The sequence below is a fragment of the Acrocarpospora sp. B8E8 genome, from assembly GCF_039871605.1.
Classification (GTDB): domain Bacteria; phylum Actinomycetota; class Actinomycetes; order Streptosporangiales; family Streptosporangiaceae; genus Acrocarpospora; species Acrocarpospora macrocephala.
The window spans coordinates 57,925-75,338 of sequence record NZ_JBDPLV010000060.1; the positions used below are offsets into that span (position 1 = coordinate 57,925).

The 17,414-nt window shown below is 66.3% G+C and carries 13 protein-coding genes and 1 pseudogene; 8 read left to right on the top strand and 6 right to left on the bottom strand.

Going from position 1 to position 17,414, the window contains the following annotated elements; genetic code table 11:
- Positions 1–207: 207 nt before the first annotated feature.
- From ABGB08_RS40690 to acs, 5 genes are all read right to left on the bottom strand, one after another.
- Positions 208–645: a DUF309 domain-containing protein gene (locus ABGB08_RS40690; RefSeq protein WP_347601877.1), complete on the bottom strand. Its 438-nt coding sequence runs from the start codon at positions 643–645 to the stop codon at positions 208–210.
- Positions 642–1,568, bottom strand: a complete 927-nt coding sequence (locus tag ABGB08_RS40695) for an alpha/beta hydrolase (protein ID WP_347601879.1) — start codon at positions 1,566–1,568, stop codon at positions 642–644. The genes ABGB08_RS40690 and ABGB08_RS40695 overlap by 4 nt, the downstream gene beginning before the upstream one ends.
- A gap of 1 nt (position 1,569) precedes the next feature.
- Positions 1,570–2,013, bottom strand: coding sequence for a phage holin family protein (locus ABGB08_RS40700; RefSeq protein WP_347601881.1), 444 nt, complete (start codon positions 2,011–2,013; stop codon positions 1,570–1,572).
- A 22-nt stretch (positions 2,014–2,035) separates the two neighbouring features.
- Positions 2,036–3,223: a Na+/H+ antiporter NhaA gene (gene nhaA / locus ABGB08_RS40705; RefSeq protein ID WP_347601883.1), complete on the bottom strand. Its 1,188-nt coding sequence runs from the start codon at positions 3,221–3,223 to the stop codon at positions 2,036–2,038.
- A gap of 113 nt (positions 3,224–3,336) precedes the next feature.
- The gene (gene acs, locus ABGB08_RS40710) at positions 3,337–5,304 is read right to left on the bottom strand and encodes an acetate--CoA ligase (protein WP_347601885.1); all 1,968 of its coding nucleotides are present in this window, start codon (positions 5,302–5,304) and stop codon (positions 3,337–3,339) included.
- A 189-nt stretch (positions 5,305–5,493) separates the two neighbouring features.
- Here acs and ABGB08_RS40715 point away from each other — a divergent pair, with 189 nt between their 5' ends.
- Positions 5,494–6,261 carry an oxidoreductase gene (locus ABGB08_RS40715; RefSeq protein ID WP_347601886.1) on the top strand — a complete coding sequence of 256 codons (768 nt, stop codon included), beginning with the start codon at positions 5,494–5,496 and terminating at the stop codon, positions 6,259–6,261.
- Positions 6,262–7,566: 1,305 nt separating this feature from the next.
- Here ABGB08_RS40715 and ABGB08_RS40720 read toward each other — a convergent pair.
- Positions 7,567–7,926 (bottom strand): hypothetical protein, encoded by a 360-nt coding sequence (locus ABGB08_RS40720; RefSeq protein WP_347601888.1) that lies wholly within the window; start codon positions 7,924–7,926, stop codon positions 7,567–7,569.
- A gap of 293 nt (positions 7,927–8,219) precedes the next feature.
- Here ABGB08_RS40720 and ssd point away from each other — a divergent pair, with 293 nt between their 5' ends.
- The 7 genes and pseudogenes from ssd to ABGB08_RS40755 all read left to right on the top strand — a co-directional run bounded on the left by ssd (position 8,220) and on the right by ABGB08_RS40755 (position 16,212).
- Positions 8,220–9,269, top strand: a complete 1,050-nt coding sequence (gene ssd, locus ABGB08_RS40725) for a septum site-determining protein Ssd (protein ID WP_347601890.1) — start codon at positions 8,220–8,222, stop codon at positions 9,267–9,269.
- A gap of 424 nt (positions 9,270–9,693) precedes the next feature.
- Positions 9,694–10,794, top strand: a pseudogene (locus ABGB08_RS40730) (TadA family conjugal transfer-associated ATPase); the annotation flags it as partial.
- A 296-nt stretch (positions 10,795–11,090) separates the two neighbouring features.
- A complete protein-coding gene (locus ABGB08_RS40735) occupies positions 11,091–11,798 on the top strand; it encodes a type II secretion system F family protein (RefSeq protein ID WP_347601892.1) in 708 nt (235 codons plus the stop codon).
- An 857-nt stretch (positions 11,799–12,655) separates the two neighbouring features.
- Complete coding sequence (locus tag ABGB08_RS40740; protein WP_347601898.1) at positions 12,656–13,060, top strand: type II secretion system F family protein; 405 nt, start codon at positions 12,656–12,658, stop codon at positions 13,058–13,060.
- An 884-nt stretch (positions 13,061–13,944) separates the two neighbouring features.
- The gene (locus ABGB08_RS40745) at positions 13,945–14,619 is read left to right on the top strand and encodes a DUF4244 domain-containing protein (RefSeq protein WP_347601894.1); all 675 of its coding nucleotides are present in this window, start codon (positions 13,945–13,947) and stop codon (positions 14,617–14,619) included.
- Between the two features lie 68 nt (positions 14,620–14,687).
- Positions 14,688–15,413 carry a TadE family type IV pilus minor pilin gene (locus ABGB08_RS40750; RefSeq protein WP_347601900.1) on the top strand — a complete coding sequence of 242 codons (726 nt, stop codon included), beginning with the start codon at positions 14,688–14,690 and terminating at the stop codon, positions 15,411–15,413.
- A 367-nt stretch (positions 15,414–15,780) separates the two neighbouring features.
- Complete coding sequence (locus ABGB08_RS40755) at positions 15,781–16,212, top strand: Rv3654c family TadE-like protein (protein ID WP_347601896.1); 432 nt, start codon at positions 15,781–15,783, stop codon at positions 16,210–16,212.
- Positions 16,213–17,414 lie beyond the last annotated feature (1,202 nt).

Sequence of the window (17,414 nt, forward strand, 5' to 3'; positions counted from 1 at the left end):
ACGTGTCCAGCTTGCGGACCTGTCCATCGCGGATGTTGATGGCGTAGGTGACCGAGCCGATGTCGGGAATGCCCTTTCCGGTCTTGCCCCAGTCGCCGCCGGCGACTGTTGCCGGGCGCGCAGAAACTCCCTGAAGCCCTCGTATCGATCCATATTTCTCCTCTCTTCCCCTATCAACGCGGGAAGAGAGAGTTGGGTTGGAGGCCCTCAGGTGGCGGGTAGGGCCGCGCGCAGGGCTTCGATGGTCGCGGCTCGGGTGATCGCGTCCAGGTCCATGCCATAGGCGGGGCGGGAGCCGTACGAGCGGATCCTGGATCTTCCTCGTTCCAGGAGGGCCGTCGCGCCGCGCGGGTTTTCGCGTTGCAGGTGGGTGAGGCCGACGCAGATCTGGGCCAGGCCCTGCCAGAGTTCGCGTTCCTCCGGGGGGCAGCATTTCCAGCGGCCCTCGAAGACCTCGTGGGCGTGGAAGGGGCGGGCGGCGTCGAGGAGGAGGGCTGCCTCGATGATGGCCTCTTCGGCGCTGGGAGCGTAGTCGTCGGGGACGCGGGGCACGCCGACTGCGTCGTAGGGCAGGGGGCGGCCGTATTCGTCGCGCGGGCGGGCGCTTCTGGCGCGGCCGTATTCGTCGCGGTCTCGCGGGGTCATCGGTCCGGTTCCGGGTCGGCGAGCCAGGCGATCAGTTCGGCGTCGAACTGGTCGGGGCGTTCCTCGTGGGGGAAGTGGCCGGCGCCGTCGATCAGTCGCCACCGGTAGGGCGCGGCCACGAAACGGCTGGAACCTTGGGCCGTTCTGGGCAGGATGCACCTGTCCAGCGCGCCGTGCAGCTGGAGCGTGGGGGCTTCGATCTCGGTACGCATCTGGCGGACATACCGGAACCCATCAGGGCGAAGCTGGGATCTGGCGAACCAGCGGTGATATTCCAGGGCACAGTGCGCGGTCCCCGGGATTTGGAACACATCCCGATATTTCCGGGCAACGTCCTCAGATGGCCACTCAGAGCCGGACCATGCGTCCAGGAGGCGGCCCACCCGGGAGCCGTCGTGGGCGACCAGGCGGCGCTCCGGGAGCACCGGGAGCTGGAATCCCAGGCTGTAGCCGCTGGCTCGCAGCTGGCCGAACGGGTCGGTCAGCAGGGCCGAGCGCAGCCGGAGCGGGTGCGGAGCGGAAACGACCACCAGACGGCGGACCACTTTGGGGTCGAGCACCCCCATCGTCCACGCCAGCAGACCGCCCCAGTCGTGGCCGACGACGATCGCGCCGGTCTCGCCGAGCGCGCGGATCAGCCCGGCGGCGTCTCCGGCCAAGGTCGGAAGGTCATAGCCGCGCGGAGGTTTGTCGCTCGCGCCGTACCCACGCAAATCCACCGCGACTGCACGGTAACCGGCCTTCGGCAGGGACTCCAGCTGGTGCCGCCAGGTCCACCAGAACTGGGGGAAACCATGCAGCAGCAGCACCAGCGGCCCCTCGCCCGCCTCCACGACGTGGAAGCGGGTGCCGCCGGCGTGCACGGCGCGGTGGGTCCACGGGCCCTCGACCCGGACCACCGACTCGTCCCTGGACGGTTTCACCTCAGGGCACGGTCTCGTGCACCGGCTCGCGATGCGAGCCGATCTCGCCCGCGGACGGCGCGGACAGGCTCGCCTGCTCGGGCCCCTTCAGCGTCTGCAGCGACCGCTTGGTACGGCGGAAGCCCGCCAACCCCTTCAACCGCCGGTATCCGACGAACCCCAGCAAACCCGCAAGCACCAGATAGAACACGGTAACGATCAGGAACGACAGCCACTGCGCGAGGCCGACCACGTCCACCAGCACGTACGCGATGGTGAACGACGCCAGGATCAGGCACAGATGCAGAATGAACGCGGCGGCGGCGAAAAGCCCCGTCGCGGTCCCGATCCGGCGCGCGTCGAACTTGAGCTCGGACTTGGCGAGCTCGATCTCAGACCGGACGAGGGTCGATATGTGGTTGCTCGCCTGGGCGACCAGCGCGCCGAGCGATTCGTCCTCGGGCATCGGGATCTCCTATCTGCGACTATCAAACATCATCTCGTGCCCGCACGCGCACCCGGATCCGCAACAGTGCCGACGCCAGCGCCGACGCGACCACGCTGGCGATCAGCACGGCGGTGGAGATCCGATCGTCGCCGGGGAACGCCTTGTCGCCGATGAGCAGCGAAACCGTGAAGCCGATTCCGGCCAGAACGGACACGGCTGCGATGTCCCGCCAGGTCAGCTCGTCGCTGAGCCTGGCGAATCCCAGTTTGACCGACAACCACGCGCCTCCGAACACCCCCAGGAACTTGCCCACCACCAAGCCGATCATCACAGCGATCGCGATCCGGTCGACGAAGACGGCGCCGAGCGCCTGGGTGGTCAGCGGAACCCCGGCGGCGAAAAAGGCGAAAACGGGCACGCAGAATCCCGCGGATATGGGGCGAATGTATTGGTCCGCGCGTTCCGCCGGGGATGGATCGCCTCGCACGCTGGTGAGCAGGCCGCACAGGACGCCGGCCACGGTGGGGTGCACGCCGCTGTCGTGCACGAACACCCAGGCGGCGACGCCGAGCAGGATGAACAGGAGCGGCTTCCGGACGCCGACGCGCATGAGCAGCCAGTAGATGAACAGGATCACGGCGGCGGCGATCAGCGGGACGAAGCTCAGCTTCTCCGTGTAGAAGACCGCGATCACGATGATCGCCCCCAGGTCATCCACCACGGCGAGGGTCAGGAGGAAGGCCCGCAAAGCATCCGGAAGCGCTGAGGCGGTCACCGCGAGGACCGCGAGGGCGAACGCGATGTCGGTTGCCGTGGGGATCGCCCAGCCCTTGCCCGCGCCGCTGGTGCCCCAGGCGACGGCGACGAAGACGAGCGCGGGAACCACCATTCCGGCGATCGCGGCGACAACCGGGAGAATCGCGTTCTTGAGCCGGGAGAGCTCGCCGTGCACGAACCCCTGTTTGACCTCAAGCCCGGCGACGAAGAAGAAGATCGCGAGCATGCCGTCGGCGGACCATTGGTACAAGCTCATACCGAACGGACCTGGAACCGCGTCGCGCATGGCCAGGTAGCCGTTGGTCCATGCGGAGTTCGCCCAGATGAGAGCGAATCCCGTGGCCAGCAGCATGATCACGCCGCCGATCGTCTCGGCGCGCAACGCCTCGGCGATCTGGCGTGCGTACCGGACGGTCGGCCGCAACGGCCACATTTCGGCGGCGCGCGGCACGGTCCCCCCTCGGTCGCTGAACGTTACGATCTGTACCTGACTGTACACATATGTCCGGAAATGGATGAGGCGCGGGTGCCGTTACGCACCCGCGCCTCATCTGCCGGACTTGCCTAGTCTTCGCTCGCCGCGCTGGGCAGCTTCGCCGCGATCAGGTTCATCACCGCGGTGTCGGCCAGCGTCGTGACGTCGCCGATGCTGCGGTTCTCCGCCACGTCACGCAGCAGCCGCCGCATGATCTTCCCGGAGCGGGTCTTCGGCAGTTCGGGAACGATCAGGATCTGCCGCGGCTTCGCGATTGGCCCGAGCGTCTTGGCGACATGGTCGCGGAGCTCCTTGGCGATGTCCTCGCCCTCGTCGGCCGCGCCGCGCAGGATCACGAACGACACGATCGCCTGCGTGGTCACCGGGTCGGTCGCGCCCACGACCGCCGCCTCGGCCACCTTCGGGTGGCTGACCAGGGCACTCTCCACCTCGGTGGTCGAGATGTTGTGCCCGGAGACGAGCATGACGTCATCGACCCGGCCGAGCAGCCACAGATCGCCGTCCTCGTCCTTCTTCGCGCCGTCGCCGGGGAAGTAGAACCCCTTGAACCGGGACCAATAGGTGTCGATGTAGCGCTGGTCGTCGCCCCAGATGGTGCGGAGCATGGACGGCCACGGCTCCCGTACCACCAGGAAACCCCCGCCGCCGCTGGGCACCGACTGCGCCTGGTCGTCGACCACGTCCGCGACGATGCCCGGCAGCGGCTTCATGGCCGCGCCCGGCTTGCCGGCGGTGACCCCCGGCAGCGGGCTGATCATGATCGCGCCGGTCTCGGTCTGCCACCAGGTGTCCACGACCGGGGTACGGCTGCCGCCGATGTGCTCGCGATACCAGACGTACGCCTCCGGGTTGATCGGCTCGCCGACCGAGCCGAGGACCCGCAGGGACGACAGGTCGAACTTGGCGGGGATGTCGTCGCCCCACTTCATGAACGTACGGATCGCGGTGGGCGCAGTGTAGAGGATCGTGACCTGATATTTCTGGATAATTTCCCAGAAGCGGCCTCGGTGGGGGGTGTCCGGGGTGCCCTCGTAGATGATGCTTGTGGCGCCGTTCGCGAGCGGGCCGTACACGATGTAGGAGTGCCCGGTCACCCAGCCGATGTCGGCCGTGCACCAGTAGATGTCGGTTTCCGGCTTGAGGTCGAAGACGGCGTGGTGCGTCCAGGCCGTCTGGGTGAGGTATCCACCGGTCGTGTGGAGAATGCCCTTCGGCTTCCCGGTCGTCCCGCTCGTGTAGAGGATGTACAGCGGGTCCTCGGCGTCATGCGCCTCCGGCGTGTGCTCCTCGCTCTGCCGATCGACCAGGTCATGCCACCAGACGTCCTTGTCCGTCCAGTCCACCTCCTGGCCGGTCCGCCGGACCACCAGCACATGCTCGACACTCGGGCAGTCCTTGACCGCCTCGTCCACCGTCGGCTTCAACGCGCTCGGCGTGCCCCGCCGGAACCCGCCATCCGCGGTGATCACCAGCTTGGCGTCCGCGTCGTCGATCCGGCTCTTCAGCGCCGTCGCCGAGAACCCGCCGAACACCACCGAGTGAATCGCCCCGATCCGCGCACACGCCAGCAACGAAACCGGCAGTTCCGGAATCATCGGCATGTAGATGGCGACCCGATCGCCCTTCCCCACCCCCAGCTCGGTCAGCGCGTTCGCCGCCCTGGAAACCTCTCTCTGCAGGTCAGCGTAGGTGATGGTACGGCTGTCGCCCTCCGGCTCGCCTTCCCAGTAGTAGGCGACCTTGTCCCCGTTGCCCGCCTTCACATGCCGGTCCACGCAGTTGTACGCGACGTTCAGCTTGCCGTTCACGAACCACTTGGCGAAGGGCGGCTGCCAGTCCAGCGTCGTGTCCCAGCGTTTCGCCCAGGTCAGCCGCTCGGCGGCACGCTCCCAGAAGGCGAGCCGGTCCCGGTTCGCCTCCTCGTACGCCTCCGCCGTGACGTTCGCGGCCGCGGCCAGGTCGACGGGTGGCTCGAACCGCCGGTCCTCGCGCAGCAGATTCGACAGCGTCTCCTGGTTCTCACGCTCGGGGGCCACTTGGCACTCCTTTTTGTTCTTATCTGGCGCTACTTGTGAGGTCCACTTCACCAGCCCGGTACGGTCACCGACAAGGTTCCGGGCATGTGGTGTTATGACATGTGAGCATCCCCGGGGAGTCAAACTGGGATGCGCTCAACGGTGGCAGGTCGTCGTTGAATGGTTCGTACGCGTCGGTAAGGTCGGGGTGTGACTGATCCGCTGGCGGTGATCGCCGAGATGGTGCCGGAGGCCGTACAAGAGGCGCGTTTCGCTGTCGACCGGCTGTATCGGCATCGGGTGCTGCGACGGCGCGGGCCCGAAGTGTCGGCCGAGTCGGCCTTGCGCGGAGCTCGGGCATCGGCGGCGTTGGATGGGGTTGATGTGCCGCTGGGGTCGTTGCGGCATGGGGAAGTCGATGCACCGGTGGCGCAGGGGGCGTTGCGGGTTTCGGCAGAGCTGGGGCGGTTGGGGGCGTTGTGGCGGGGGGCACCTCGGCAGGCGTTGGCGCGGTTGCACGCGTTGGCCGGGGTTGGGTTGACCGATGAGCCTGGGCGGCCGCGTGGGGGCGACACGTCGGCGGACCCGCTGGGACTCGGGCCCGCGCCTGGGGCTGCGGAGGTTTCGGTGCGGTTGGGGGCGCTCGCGGAGCTGCTGGCGTCGTCGAAGGCACCCGCGGTTGTTCTGGGGGCGATCGTGCATGCGGAGCTTGTGGTGTTGCGGCCGTTTGGGGTGGCCGATGGGGTGGTGGCTCGGGCGGCGGAGCGGTTGACGTTGATCGAGCATGGGTTGGATCCGAAGAGCCTGGTTGTGGTGGAGGTGGGGCATCTGGAGGCGGGCGCGGGGTATGTGGAGGGGCTTCGGGGGTATTTGGGCGGGACGCGGGATGGGGTGGTGGGGTGGGTTGCGCACTGCGCGGAGGCGATCGTGCTGGGGGCTCGGGAGACGACGGCGATTTGTGAGGCGTTGTCGCGGTGAGTCGCTGGGTGGGGCTGATCTTCGGGTTGGTTGGGTAACCGCTTCTCCCTGTCGCCGTTGCTGTGGGTTCTGGAGGCGGAGAGGTGGGAGTCACGTCGTGCCGTGCGTCGAAATGCTGCCCTTGACGTTCTTCGAACGTGTGGTGGTCGCGATCCGTAGCGGGCGGGTGGCGAAAGCCACGGCGACCATGGGGCCGGGCGGGGCCCGGACAAACACGACGGGAGGGTGGGTGGGAGACCCACGGCAATGCGACCGTCGTTTCCTTCGGGCAGCCACAGCGGCGGCGGGGTCGGGCGGAGCCCGAGGGAAACAAACGGGCTGGGTGGGTGGGAGTTCCACGGTAGGCAATCCGGCGCGGTGTGAGGGCTGAGTACCGTCGCGGATGGGCGTGCGGACACTCCGGCCGACGGGTGTTCGACTGAATGCCCCGGTGATCGAGGATCGGGGAGCGCTCTTTAGCGGCGGTGAGAGCCGATGCGAGCGGCGGTGTTCCCTACCCGTGGTCTCCATGCCCGCTGGTCAGCTTGCGCATGCGGCACCGAACCCGAGGCTCGCGTTGCGAGCTCTTGCGAGGTTGCGGTCGCAAGGGAGGGATTCGGACAAAAGCTGACGGCGTCCCTGGAATGGGACGCCGTCGCCAGTACGTCATACCGGGTTACCAAGCGTGCACCTTTATCTGTCTAGCGGGGCAAGCCCGTGTCGACACGCCTCCCGCGGCTGGTCGCGCGTGGGTACCCGGCAGCCGTACCCGGACACCTAGTCCGTGTCACCTTTCTACGTCGGATTCCTGCACTTGGGAACCCCTTGGAGCAAGACCTTTACCGAGCTGGGGGCCCAAGCTGCTGACACATCTGACGGGTTTTGTCACACATTGAGGCAATGGATCGGTATAGTGAGCAATGATCACGGACTGTGATTGGTTGGCGGCAGTGAACTTCTGGCGACCGAGCTTGGTCCCGCGAAAAAATCTGGCGCAAATTGCAGATTGCTCCTCGACGAAACTCGCGTAGATCGGGCAGCATACGGTGGTATCTCCCAATGTGGGAGTGACTGCGTACAGGGCACCTATGCAAGTCCCTTGCCATGCCCTGGCCAACTGATGAAAGCTTTCTTCTGAAACGGGACCGGCTCTACCCCCCCGGAGCCGGACCGGTCGGCGACCCCCGCTCTCCCCCCCGGCGGGGGTCGCCATTTTTCTTGACGCGACCTCACGACGCTCGGTTGGATCCCTAAGTCGATCCCGATGCCGAATTGTTACCTAATGCCTGGAAGTAATTCAGCGCGGGATGGCTCGCGGCCGGCGCGTCAGGACCGTTGCCCGCGGATCTGGTGGTGGAGATCGATCGGCGGGTAGCCGCCGGATGCGTGGGGGTGCCAGGCAAGCTGATCGTCGTGGGCATCCCGTGGGCCGGTCGCCGGGCCACGCTGCGGTTCGAGGCTCAACTGATGCGTGTGACGCGAAGGCCGCGCGGCGCCGAACGTCCGGCCACAGGTTCGAGCCGCCCTCCCGTTCCTCTTCGGGAACTTGAACTGGATCGTCGTCCCGGCAGGCTTCAGGTTGTGCATGGCCTCGGTCGACTTGGCGGCGTCCCACGAGCCCAACTCCGGGATGTTGCTGACGACGTGGATGTTCTCGGCCCTCGCCACCCCGGCGATCGTCACCACGCTCATGTCGGAGTCTCGGGTCACGCCCACGAGAACCGACCGCCTATTAAGACTTACCTGTCCGCCAAAGCGGGATAAGCGTGATCCGCGCGGTTCCGGATTTCCCATTCGCCTGCTCTCAAACGGCCAGTGACTTGGCCGCTTAGTCAGGAGTTCGTGGTCAGGTTCGTGGCGGGTCTCAGTCGGCCTGAGGTTTTCCACAGGGGGATGGGTTATCCACAGTTCGGGTTCCGAGGCCTCGGGCGAGGGCGTGGTTCTCGCAAAGTGGTCTCTCTCGACGGATGGAGACCTCGATGTATCGGCCTTTGGCCATTACAGATGACCAGGATCTGCTTGACGATCTGCTGCGCGTGGCCGCCGCGGCAGGGGTCGAACTCGATGTGGCGCATGTCGCCTCACGGGCAAGACCCCAGTGGCGTACGGCTCCGCTGATCGTGATCGGCGCGGATCTAGCCGACGATCTGGCAGCCACCGGACCGCCACCCAGGCAGAACGTCGTGCTGGTGACCCGCAGCCCGGAGGATCCCGCGACCTGGCGAAGATGCGTAGCGGTGGGCGCGCAAACGGTGCTGCAATTGCCGGCGGAGGAACGCCTTCTCGTCGCGGAATTCGCGGAAGCCGCCGAACCATCCACTCGGGCCGGAACCGTCGTGTGCGTGACCGGCGGCCGAGGCGGCGCGGGCGCGACCGTGCTGGCCGCGTCCTTGGCGCTGTCCGCCTCGCGTGCCGGGCTGCGTACCTTGCTGGTGGACGCCGATCCCCTCGGCGGCGGCATCGACGTGGTCCTGGGTGAGGAAGACGCGATCGGCGCACGCTGGCCGGACATCGTCGGCCGCGAAGGCCGCGTCAGCTACGGCGCCCTCCAGCGCGCGCTCCCCACGTTCGGCGAACTCACCGTTCTCTCCTGGCATCGCGGTGAACCGATGCGCATCCCCCGCGAAGCCATGCGGGCCGTCCTGGACGCCGCCCGGCGCGGCTGCGACCTGGTCATCGTCGACCTCCCCCGGCACATGGACGAAGCCATCGCCGAGGCGCTCGCCCGCGCGACGGCAACCCTGGTCCTGGTCCACGCAGACGTCAGAGGCGTGCTCGCCGCCGCCCAAACTCTCGCTGCCCTACGCCCCCACACCGGCGACCTCAAAGCCGTCGTCCGCCCCGGCACCCTCGACCCTGACGTAGTCGCCGCCTCTCTGGGCCTTTCCGGCGGCCTCATCTGCCCCCAACAACGCGGCCTCACCCAAGCCCTGGACCGAGGCGTCGCCCCGCCCCTGGGCCGAACTCCCCTCGGCAGGTTCTGCACCACCCTCCTCGACCACCTGGGAGCCACCCATGACCACACCTAGCCCCTCACCCCACCCATCCACGCGTGCCGTCGCTGCGCTGGGCATCCCGGTTGGGGCAACTGTGTTCGCAGGGCGGATTCCGGCTGAGCAATCCGGTGTGTCTGTGGCCTCGACCCGGGTGGGCCGGTCGATGTCGCCAGCGGCCGATGGTGTAGTGACCAGGCCAGGGATCCCGGTGGGGCCGGGCGTGCTCAGAGGGCTGGCCTCAGCCGCCGATGAGAGCGCCTCCATGGTGCGAACTGCGTCTATGAACTCCACGGGGTCCGTGGGATTTGCATCACCGGTTGGGACATTCACGCTTTCGAAGGCGACCATGTCGGAGGACTCATCGCGATTTGGTAGTTCCGGTCGACCACGTAGCCGCGGGTATTCATTTCCGCCCCCAGTCGCGAGAACACAGGCCGGAGTCGCTGGCGCGCCAACAATGGAGAGTGACCTTGTTGGTGCCCACAAAGCGGCGCCTGAGCTTGTCGAAGCGGTCCGGGTTCGTCTCGCTCGAACGGGTGCGGAACCTACGCCGGCGAGGGTCGCGGCGGCGCTACGTGCCGAGCGTGCCATGTTCGGGGACGCGGAAGTCCTGGACATCGCCCGAACGCTTCGAGCGGATCTCATCGGTGCCGGGCCTCTGGAAGCCCTCCTTGCCGCCCCAGGGGTGACCGATGTGCTCGTCAACGGCCCCAACGAAGTCTGGGTCGACGACGGCATCGGTCTCCGCAGGACAAGCGTCACCTTCCCTTCCGACGATGACGTCAGACGCCTGGCTCAGCGCCTCGCAGCCGCCGCTGGCCGCCGCCTGGACGACGCCTCCCCCTACGTCGACGCCCGACTAGCCGGAGGAGTGCGCCTCCACGCCGTTCTCCCACCCATCGCCGCCGAAGCCACATGCCTCTCCCTTCGCCTCCCCCCACGCCACACATTCACGCTCGAGGAACTGGTCCCCGGCCCAGCAGCCACCGCCCTACGCGCGATCATGGCCGCCCGCCTAGCCTTCTTGATCACTGGCGGCACGGGAACAGGCAAGACCACCCTCTTGTCCGCCATGCTCTCTCTGGCAACCCCCGGAGAACGCCTCCTGCTCGTGGAAGACTCCGCCGAACTCCGCCCTAACCACCCTCACGTGGTCCGCCTCGAAGCCCGCCCGCCCAACCTCGAAGGTGTCGGTGGCGTCACGCTCCGGGACCTCGTCCGTCAGGCCCTCCGGATGCGCCCAGACCGGCTCGTCGTCGGCGAGGTTCGCGGTTCCGAGGTTGTAGATCTTCTGGCCGCACTCAACACCGGTCACGAAGGCGGCTGCGGCACTCTCCACGCGAACACCGCCGCCGATGTCCCACCCCGCCTGGAAGCACTGGCCTGCGCCGCAGGCCTTTCCAGAGAAGCCGTCCACAGCCAGATCGCGGCAGCCCTGGACGCCGTCATCCACCTTGTCCGAGACCCCAGAACCGGCAACCGCCAAGTCTCCGAAATCTCCCTCCTCCACCGAACCCCCACCGGCTTCGTCACAGTCACCCCCGCCCTCACCTTCACCACCACCCCAACCCCAACGCCACCTCTAACACCAGCCCTAATGCCTGCCCCAACATCAGGCCCAACACCAAGACCAACCCCAACACCAACACCAATCCCAACTCCAACGCCAGGCCCAGCTCTGCCAACCTTGAGAGCCCGCTGCCCAGGCATTCCATGACCAAAGCACTTCGCCTCGGAGCGCGTATCACCACAACCACGCCGCTCGTCTCGCGGCCATGGACGCCAGGGGCGGCGGCAAGCCCCCATCAAGAAGCTGGCGGTAACGCCTCATCGAAGACTTAGTGGAGTCTCAAAATGGGTCCGATCGCTGTAGTGCTCGGAGGTCTTGCCGGATGGTTGTGGTTCGGCCCAACGGTTGCTTCGGCCAGGTTGCTGGCGCTCCAGGGCGATCCCGCTGAATGGTGGATACCGCGGCGTCCCTGGTTTCGGCGGGCTCGGCCCGCAAAGGAGGCGGCGGAGTGGCGGGTCGCTTCGATTGAACTCTGCCAAGGAATCGTGGCTGAACTGACGGCAGGCCGTACACCCGGCGATGCCATGGCTCGGGCGATCTCCTCTGTTGAGGTCCCCGACCCGGCCGCACTGAAGCCCATCGCTGCGGTCGCACGCGATGGCGGTGACATCGCGGCCGCCCTACTCGGAGCCGCTCCACCTGCCGGAGGCGAGGGCCTGGTTCGCCTTGCGGCTTGCTGGCAAGTCAGCGCCACAGTAGGAGGCGGCCTGGCCTCCCTCGTCGAGCGCGTAGCGTCATCCCTTCGCGAAATGGAAGCGCACCGCCAAGACGTCTCCGCACAACTGGCCGGACCTCGCGCCACTGCCCGCCTCCTTGCCGGCCTACCCGCGCTCGGCCTTCTGATGGCCGCGGGCCTAGGCATGGCGCCCCTCCCCTTCCTATTCGGCACCCCAGCCGGATTCGCATGTCTACTCATCGGCCTAACACTTGACGCCACAGGCCTCTGGTGGACCAACCGCCTCGTCCTCCGGGCCGAGACCGCAGGCCATTAACTCACCGTCCTCCACTAGCTCACCACCCTCCAGGCTGAGCCGCAGATCGTTAGCCGATCGCTCTGTTTGCCGAGGTCGCAGACTCTTTGCCGAGGTGGCAGGCCGCTAGGTGATTTGTAGGACGCCGCTCGTTACGCCTCCGTCGACCTGGCTCGGTTGCGGTCTCCCGAACACAAGGTGGTGCTGGAGCGCCGCCTGTGGGGTGGCCGCCTTTCGGGGGGCCGCTGGTTTGTTGGTCGATCAGCTTCCTGTTCGAGGTGTGGGCGATTGGCTCGCCACCCTTCAGGCCGGGCTGCAGGTCGTTTGCTCGCTGTCCCCCTGACCGAGGCCGCGGGTTATCAGCCCGCCGTCCTGCGGGCCGAGACCGCAGGTCGTTGGTCGCTGACTAAGCAAGTAGTTCACACGTAAGTAGTTCATCCGCCACGGAGAATCTGATGCTCATCCTCATGGGTGCAGGGCTAGCTGCGCTTTCAGTCTGGATCTGGCCGACGCGCAAAGGATCGCTTGATCGTCTACTGGAAGTGCAGAGACGATCGCGCACCGAAGAGGTCACCGCTCACTCGGGCTACCCGATGGGCAGCGCGCAGGCCCATCCGTTGGGCGGGCCTCTTCAGCCATCCAATGGCGGCACAAGGAACGCTGAAGCCGAGCACGCCGCACGGCAGCTGCAAAAGGGCATTCTTGTCGCAGGACCTACCGCAGTGCTGACGTACCTGATCGTGGGTGGCCTACCGGGACTGATTGCCGCAGCAATGGCTGCAACTGCCGCTATAGCCCTTGTCCGCAAAAGAGAACCAGCCACTTCTCGGCGTCGCCGCGAGCGAATGATCACGGATCTCCCATTCGCGGCCGATCTCATGGTTGCCTGCCTCCGCGCAGGCCAGCCCCTGACCGCCGCCGCAGAAACCGCCGCAAGGGCCGTGAACGGACCGCTCGGCGAATGCCTGTTCTGGGTGAGCGCTCAAATGCGACTCGGCGCCGACCCATCCACCGCCTGGTCAGCCTTGGCCGAAGAACGCCCCCTGGCCTCCCTAGCCAGAACCATGTCCCGAGCGGTCGACAGCGGAGCCCCAGTAGCCGACGTCCTCACCCGCCTTGCCAACGACGCCCGCCACACCACTCGATCGGCCTCTTCCGCAGCCGCCCGAAGAGTCGGAGTCCAAGCAGTAGCCCCCCTCGGCCTGTGCTTCCTCCCCGCCTTCGTCTTCCTCGGCATCATCCCCGTGGTGGCCGGTCTAGCGACCCAAGTCCTCACTCCATAAGGCTCGCTCCCCCGACCTCCACACCCCTTACCTCAGGCTTTGGTCGAGCCTGGTCGGAGCTGATCGTTAAGACCCGAAATCGCCATGAGCTGGAAGGACCCGACTTGATTGATGGGTGAACAGTCAGGTGGTTTCTGCAGCTAGATGGGCATGGGTACGGCCCAGCCGGTCGGAGCAGTGCACTGGCGAACTCGACGAAGGACCTTGTGGATGACTTTTTCCACAGCTGTGGATAACGAGATGTCCACAGGGCCACGGGTAGGCGTATCGGCTGGTTGATCTGACGAGCTAGTTATCCACAGCCTTTCGGTTATCCACAGAACGGGATTCGGGTCAAGCGGGAAGGTCGAGTGAAGGGCACTCTGAGTATGGCTTCGGGCGGAGGGTCCGTCCCGGGCTTGTAGGAGGACCAGATGCGCGTGTGGACCAGCGAGCGCACCCAGGGCGCCCAGCCACTCCAGCACTCCCACCCCACCACCTCACCCCGCCACCTTCGCCTCTGCCCAACCCCTCCCCACCCCGCTAAGTTGGCCGCCCCCGCTAAGTTGGCGGCCCCTGTCAGTCCGGCCACTGCCGTCAATTCGGCGACCGCCGTCGACCTCGCCGCCGTCGGCCTGGCCGCCCCGGTCAACCGGGCTGCTCCCGTCATCCCATCAACGTTCGTCCGCCGGAAACCGGCCATCCCGACCGAGTCTTTGATCATCGTTGGCTCAACCGAATCCCCAAGGTTGGCGAAAGCCACCAAACGACCAACTCCGCCGTCCCCGTCTCCCTCGCTAGCCATGACGGTCGGTCCCACGCCTGTCCGCCCGGCGCCTGTCGGTCCGCTCGCCTCCGCCGTGTCACCACGATCGGTATCTACGGGAACCTCCGCACTTGCGATCATGAGCTCGACTACCTCCCCCGCTCCTCTCGACCAGCCGAAGCCAGTCAGTGCGGCACCCGCTAGCACGGAGATTCACCCCATCGGACGCGCAGACCAAGCCACCGCCAGCAACCCAATCCGCCCGCTTCGCTTGGTGAAGCCGCTCGGCGCTGTGGGTCGGACCGCTCCGACTGATCCGCTTCATGCACTCAGCCCTGTAGCTCAGACCACTACGGCTCGTCCCATTCACGCGGTCGACCCTGTAGGTCAGACCGCCTTGGACCACCCCGTCCATGTGGTTGGCACTATCGACCAAGTCGGTCCGGTGGGCGGAGACGGCCCAGCCAGGCTTGATGCCCAGGTCGTGCCGCTGGCGCTGGTTCGCTCGGCAGGACCGATCGATCCGGCTGGTCGGGTGCTGGGAGATCAGGTCAGGGCACGTCGGCGGGTGAAAAATCGCTCGTGGAGTAGGGAGCAAACGCTCGCAGTCGTGGATCGGGCGCGTCGGCTAGGCGTCCAGTGGACGCTCGCTGCCGGAGCCCGAAGGGAGGCGGGCATGTCCACCGCGGAATATGCAGTCGGAACCATCGCCGCCTGCGGCTTCGCTGCCCTGCTCTTCAAGGTGGTGACCTCAGGCGAGGTGCAGGAAATGCTAGCCGCTCTGATCCAAAAGGCCCTCAACCTTGCCGGATAAAACGGCATACGGATACGTCGGGTCATTCGGGCATATGAGCCCGTCCGCATACGCATGGCAAATGAGTGATGTTCGTGCTTCGTAGGGCTGTGGGCGCTGGCTCGGTCATCGAGGCGAAGCTGAACTCAGACGAACCTCGATTGATTGACCCCGAGCCGATCGGGTCGGCGCCGATCGCTCCTGGATCGGTCGCTCCTGGATCGGTCTGCCCTAGATCGGTCTGCCCTGGGTTGGTCGAACCCGGATTGCTTGAACTTGGATTCGTCGATCCTTGGCTGGTCGAATCCGGACCGACCGAACTCGGCTTGGTCGGATCTGGGTTGGTCGGTCCTGGGTTGGTCGGTCCTGGGCTTGTCGGTTCTGGACTAGTTGGCGCCGAGTCGGTTGAGTCGCGTGGGCTGGCGCGGGATGAACTGGTTGAGGGTGGACCGCGGCGGCCGGGGTCGGTTGAGGCGGGGTCAGTCACTGCGGAGATTGCTGTGGCGTTGCCGGCGCTGGTTGTTGTTCTTGGGGCCGCGTTGTGGGCGGTGGCGGTGGTTTGCGCGCAACTGGAGTGTGTGGACGCAGCTCGGGCGGGGGCTCGGGCTGCGGCTCGCGGTGAGAGTGTTGATGCTGTCCGTGCGGTTGTGCTGCGGTGGGCTCCTGAAGGAGCTCAAGCCACAGTTGCGGTTCATGGCGATCTCGCGAGAGTTGAGGTCATCGCAAAGATCAGGCCTGTCGCGGGTCTGCTCGTTCGCCCGTTCACGGTTTCGGCCACGGCTTCCTCTGCGGCGGAACCTGGTGTGACGCAGTAACGGTGAGTTCGCTACTTGTGCGGCGTGTTGTGTGAGCAGGGCGTGTTGTGTGAGTCCGGCGGTTGCCGAGTCCGCGGATGACCTGATCACTCGGGGGTGAGGTGGGGGCACTCGGTGATGAGGCGGTGGGTGATGCCGGGCCTGGGCCTGCAACCACCCACACGGGCGAAGCGGTCCAGTAGCGGCCTGTCCGCCTGACCCGCAGCGCCTGGACTCGAGAGTTCCCAACGCCAAGATCGTAGACAGCGATGTCGCAATTACTGCTCCGACGGCCGGGTTGCTTCGAGCCGACCGATCGGCCGATCAGTGAGGCCGTCTGCGATTGGGAAGGGAGCTGCAGATCGGTTCGGGGGAGGAGGGATGAACGATGTTGGCGGCAGAGTGGCGTGGCGAGGAGAGGGGAGAGCGAAAGAGGGGGAGACGGGGAGGCAAGGTGAGAGCGGTGCTGCGAGAGCGGGGAGCAGGGACGGTTTGGGTTGTGGCTGCCACGGCGCTGGTTTGGGTGGTGGCGGTGGTGGGTGTTCAGGTTGGCGTCGGGCGAGTGGCTTGGCATCAGGCGCAGTTGGCGGCTGATCTTGGGGCGTTGGCGGCGGCGAAGTTGGCCTTCGCGGATCCAGAGGGCGCCTGTGGGCGGGCTCGACGGGTTGTCGAAGTCAACGGAGCGGCACTTACGTCATGTGCGGTCTCAGATGGCGCTGTCGATGTCTCCGTCGCGCTGAAAGTGTCGTTGCCCGCGCTCGGAACTCGGACGATCACTATGGACGCCAAGGCAGGTCCGGCCGACATATCGGGTCCATAGCGCCACAATCATCCAAGTCGATCAACCGTGCTACCGGCACCTGCCGGGGGCCCCGGTTCATCACCTTGCGGCTCCGATTCAGGGGGCGTCCCCACGCGGATTGGCCGTGGGGCTGCGTTGTGGGGCTGCGCTGTGGGGCCTGTGTGGTGGATGTGATTTTTTGGACAATGGGTCCAAGAGTGAGGGTTGTTGAATAAGGTGCCGTTTGCCCTCGGTTCGGTGTGGTCTGTGGGGTCTCGTGTGGGAGGCCCCGGGTTGTGGGTGTACGGGTGTAGGCATTTGTGGGCTTATATGTCCGTTTCCGGGATCGGGGTTGGGCTCTGGGCGAAGGGATGCGTCGTGGTCGCGGAGCGGCGGGTTTATCGGGGGCTGGTGCTCGTGTTCGGTTTCCGTGGGGTGCGTCGTGTTCTTTGGGGTGCCGGGGTAGCGGGTCTTCTTTTGGGATTGCCGGCGGGGCGTGTGGGAGCCAGTGTTCGGGTCGCGGGGAATGGGATTGATAGTCCTATGGCGGGGGCTGTGGTTCAAGGTGCGGGGATTAGTGCGGCTGCGCATATTGAGAATGTTTGCGAGGGGACGCTTTCCGTTCTTGGGCCATCGGGGGAAGTGCTTGGAAGTGAGACTGAGCGGATTTCTTCGCTTTGTCTTGGGCGGGCTTCTATTCAGTTCGGTGTGGAGTTGGAGGAGTCTGCCAGTAACGGGGTGTATTTGGCCAGGCTGACGATTAAGGGGCTTGGGGAGGGGGCTGAGCATACGTTTGTGGTGCGGAGGCCGCCTGCTTCGCCGGCGGGGGTGGCGGCGGAGATGCAGGGGAAGAAGGTGGTGGTGAGCTGGGATAAGGGGGCGGAGTCTGATCTGCAGTCGTATGCGGTTGCTAACGATCAGGGCGGGGCAGCGGGGGTGTTCTCTGTGGGGGATGTTTGTTCTGGGGAGCGTTGTCAGGCGGCGTTTGCGGTTCCTGGGGCTGCGGCGGGGAAGAGGTTGGGGTTTTCGGTTAAAGCGTTTCGTGGGGATGGGGCCGGGGGGAGCGTGGGGTCGGGGAATTCGGGGGCGGCTTATGTGAGTGTTCCGGCCGTTCCTAAGCCTGGATCCACCGCTTGATTTCTGTGATCAATTCCCAGCCCAATTCCTCCACGAGGGCCGATTCCGCAGTTGAACGCAGTGTTTTCGGGCGTGGGAGGGCTGCCGCGCGCGGGTCGCGACTC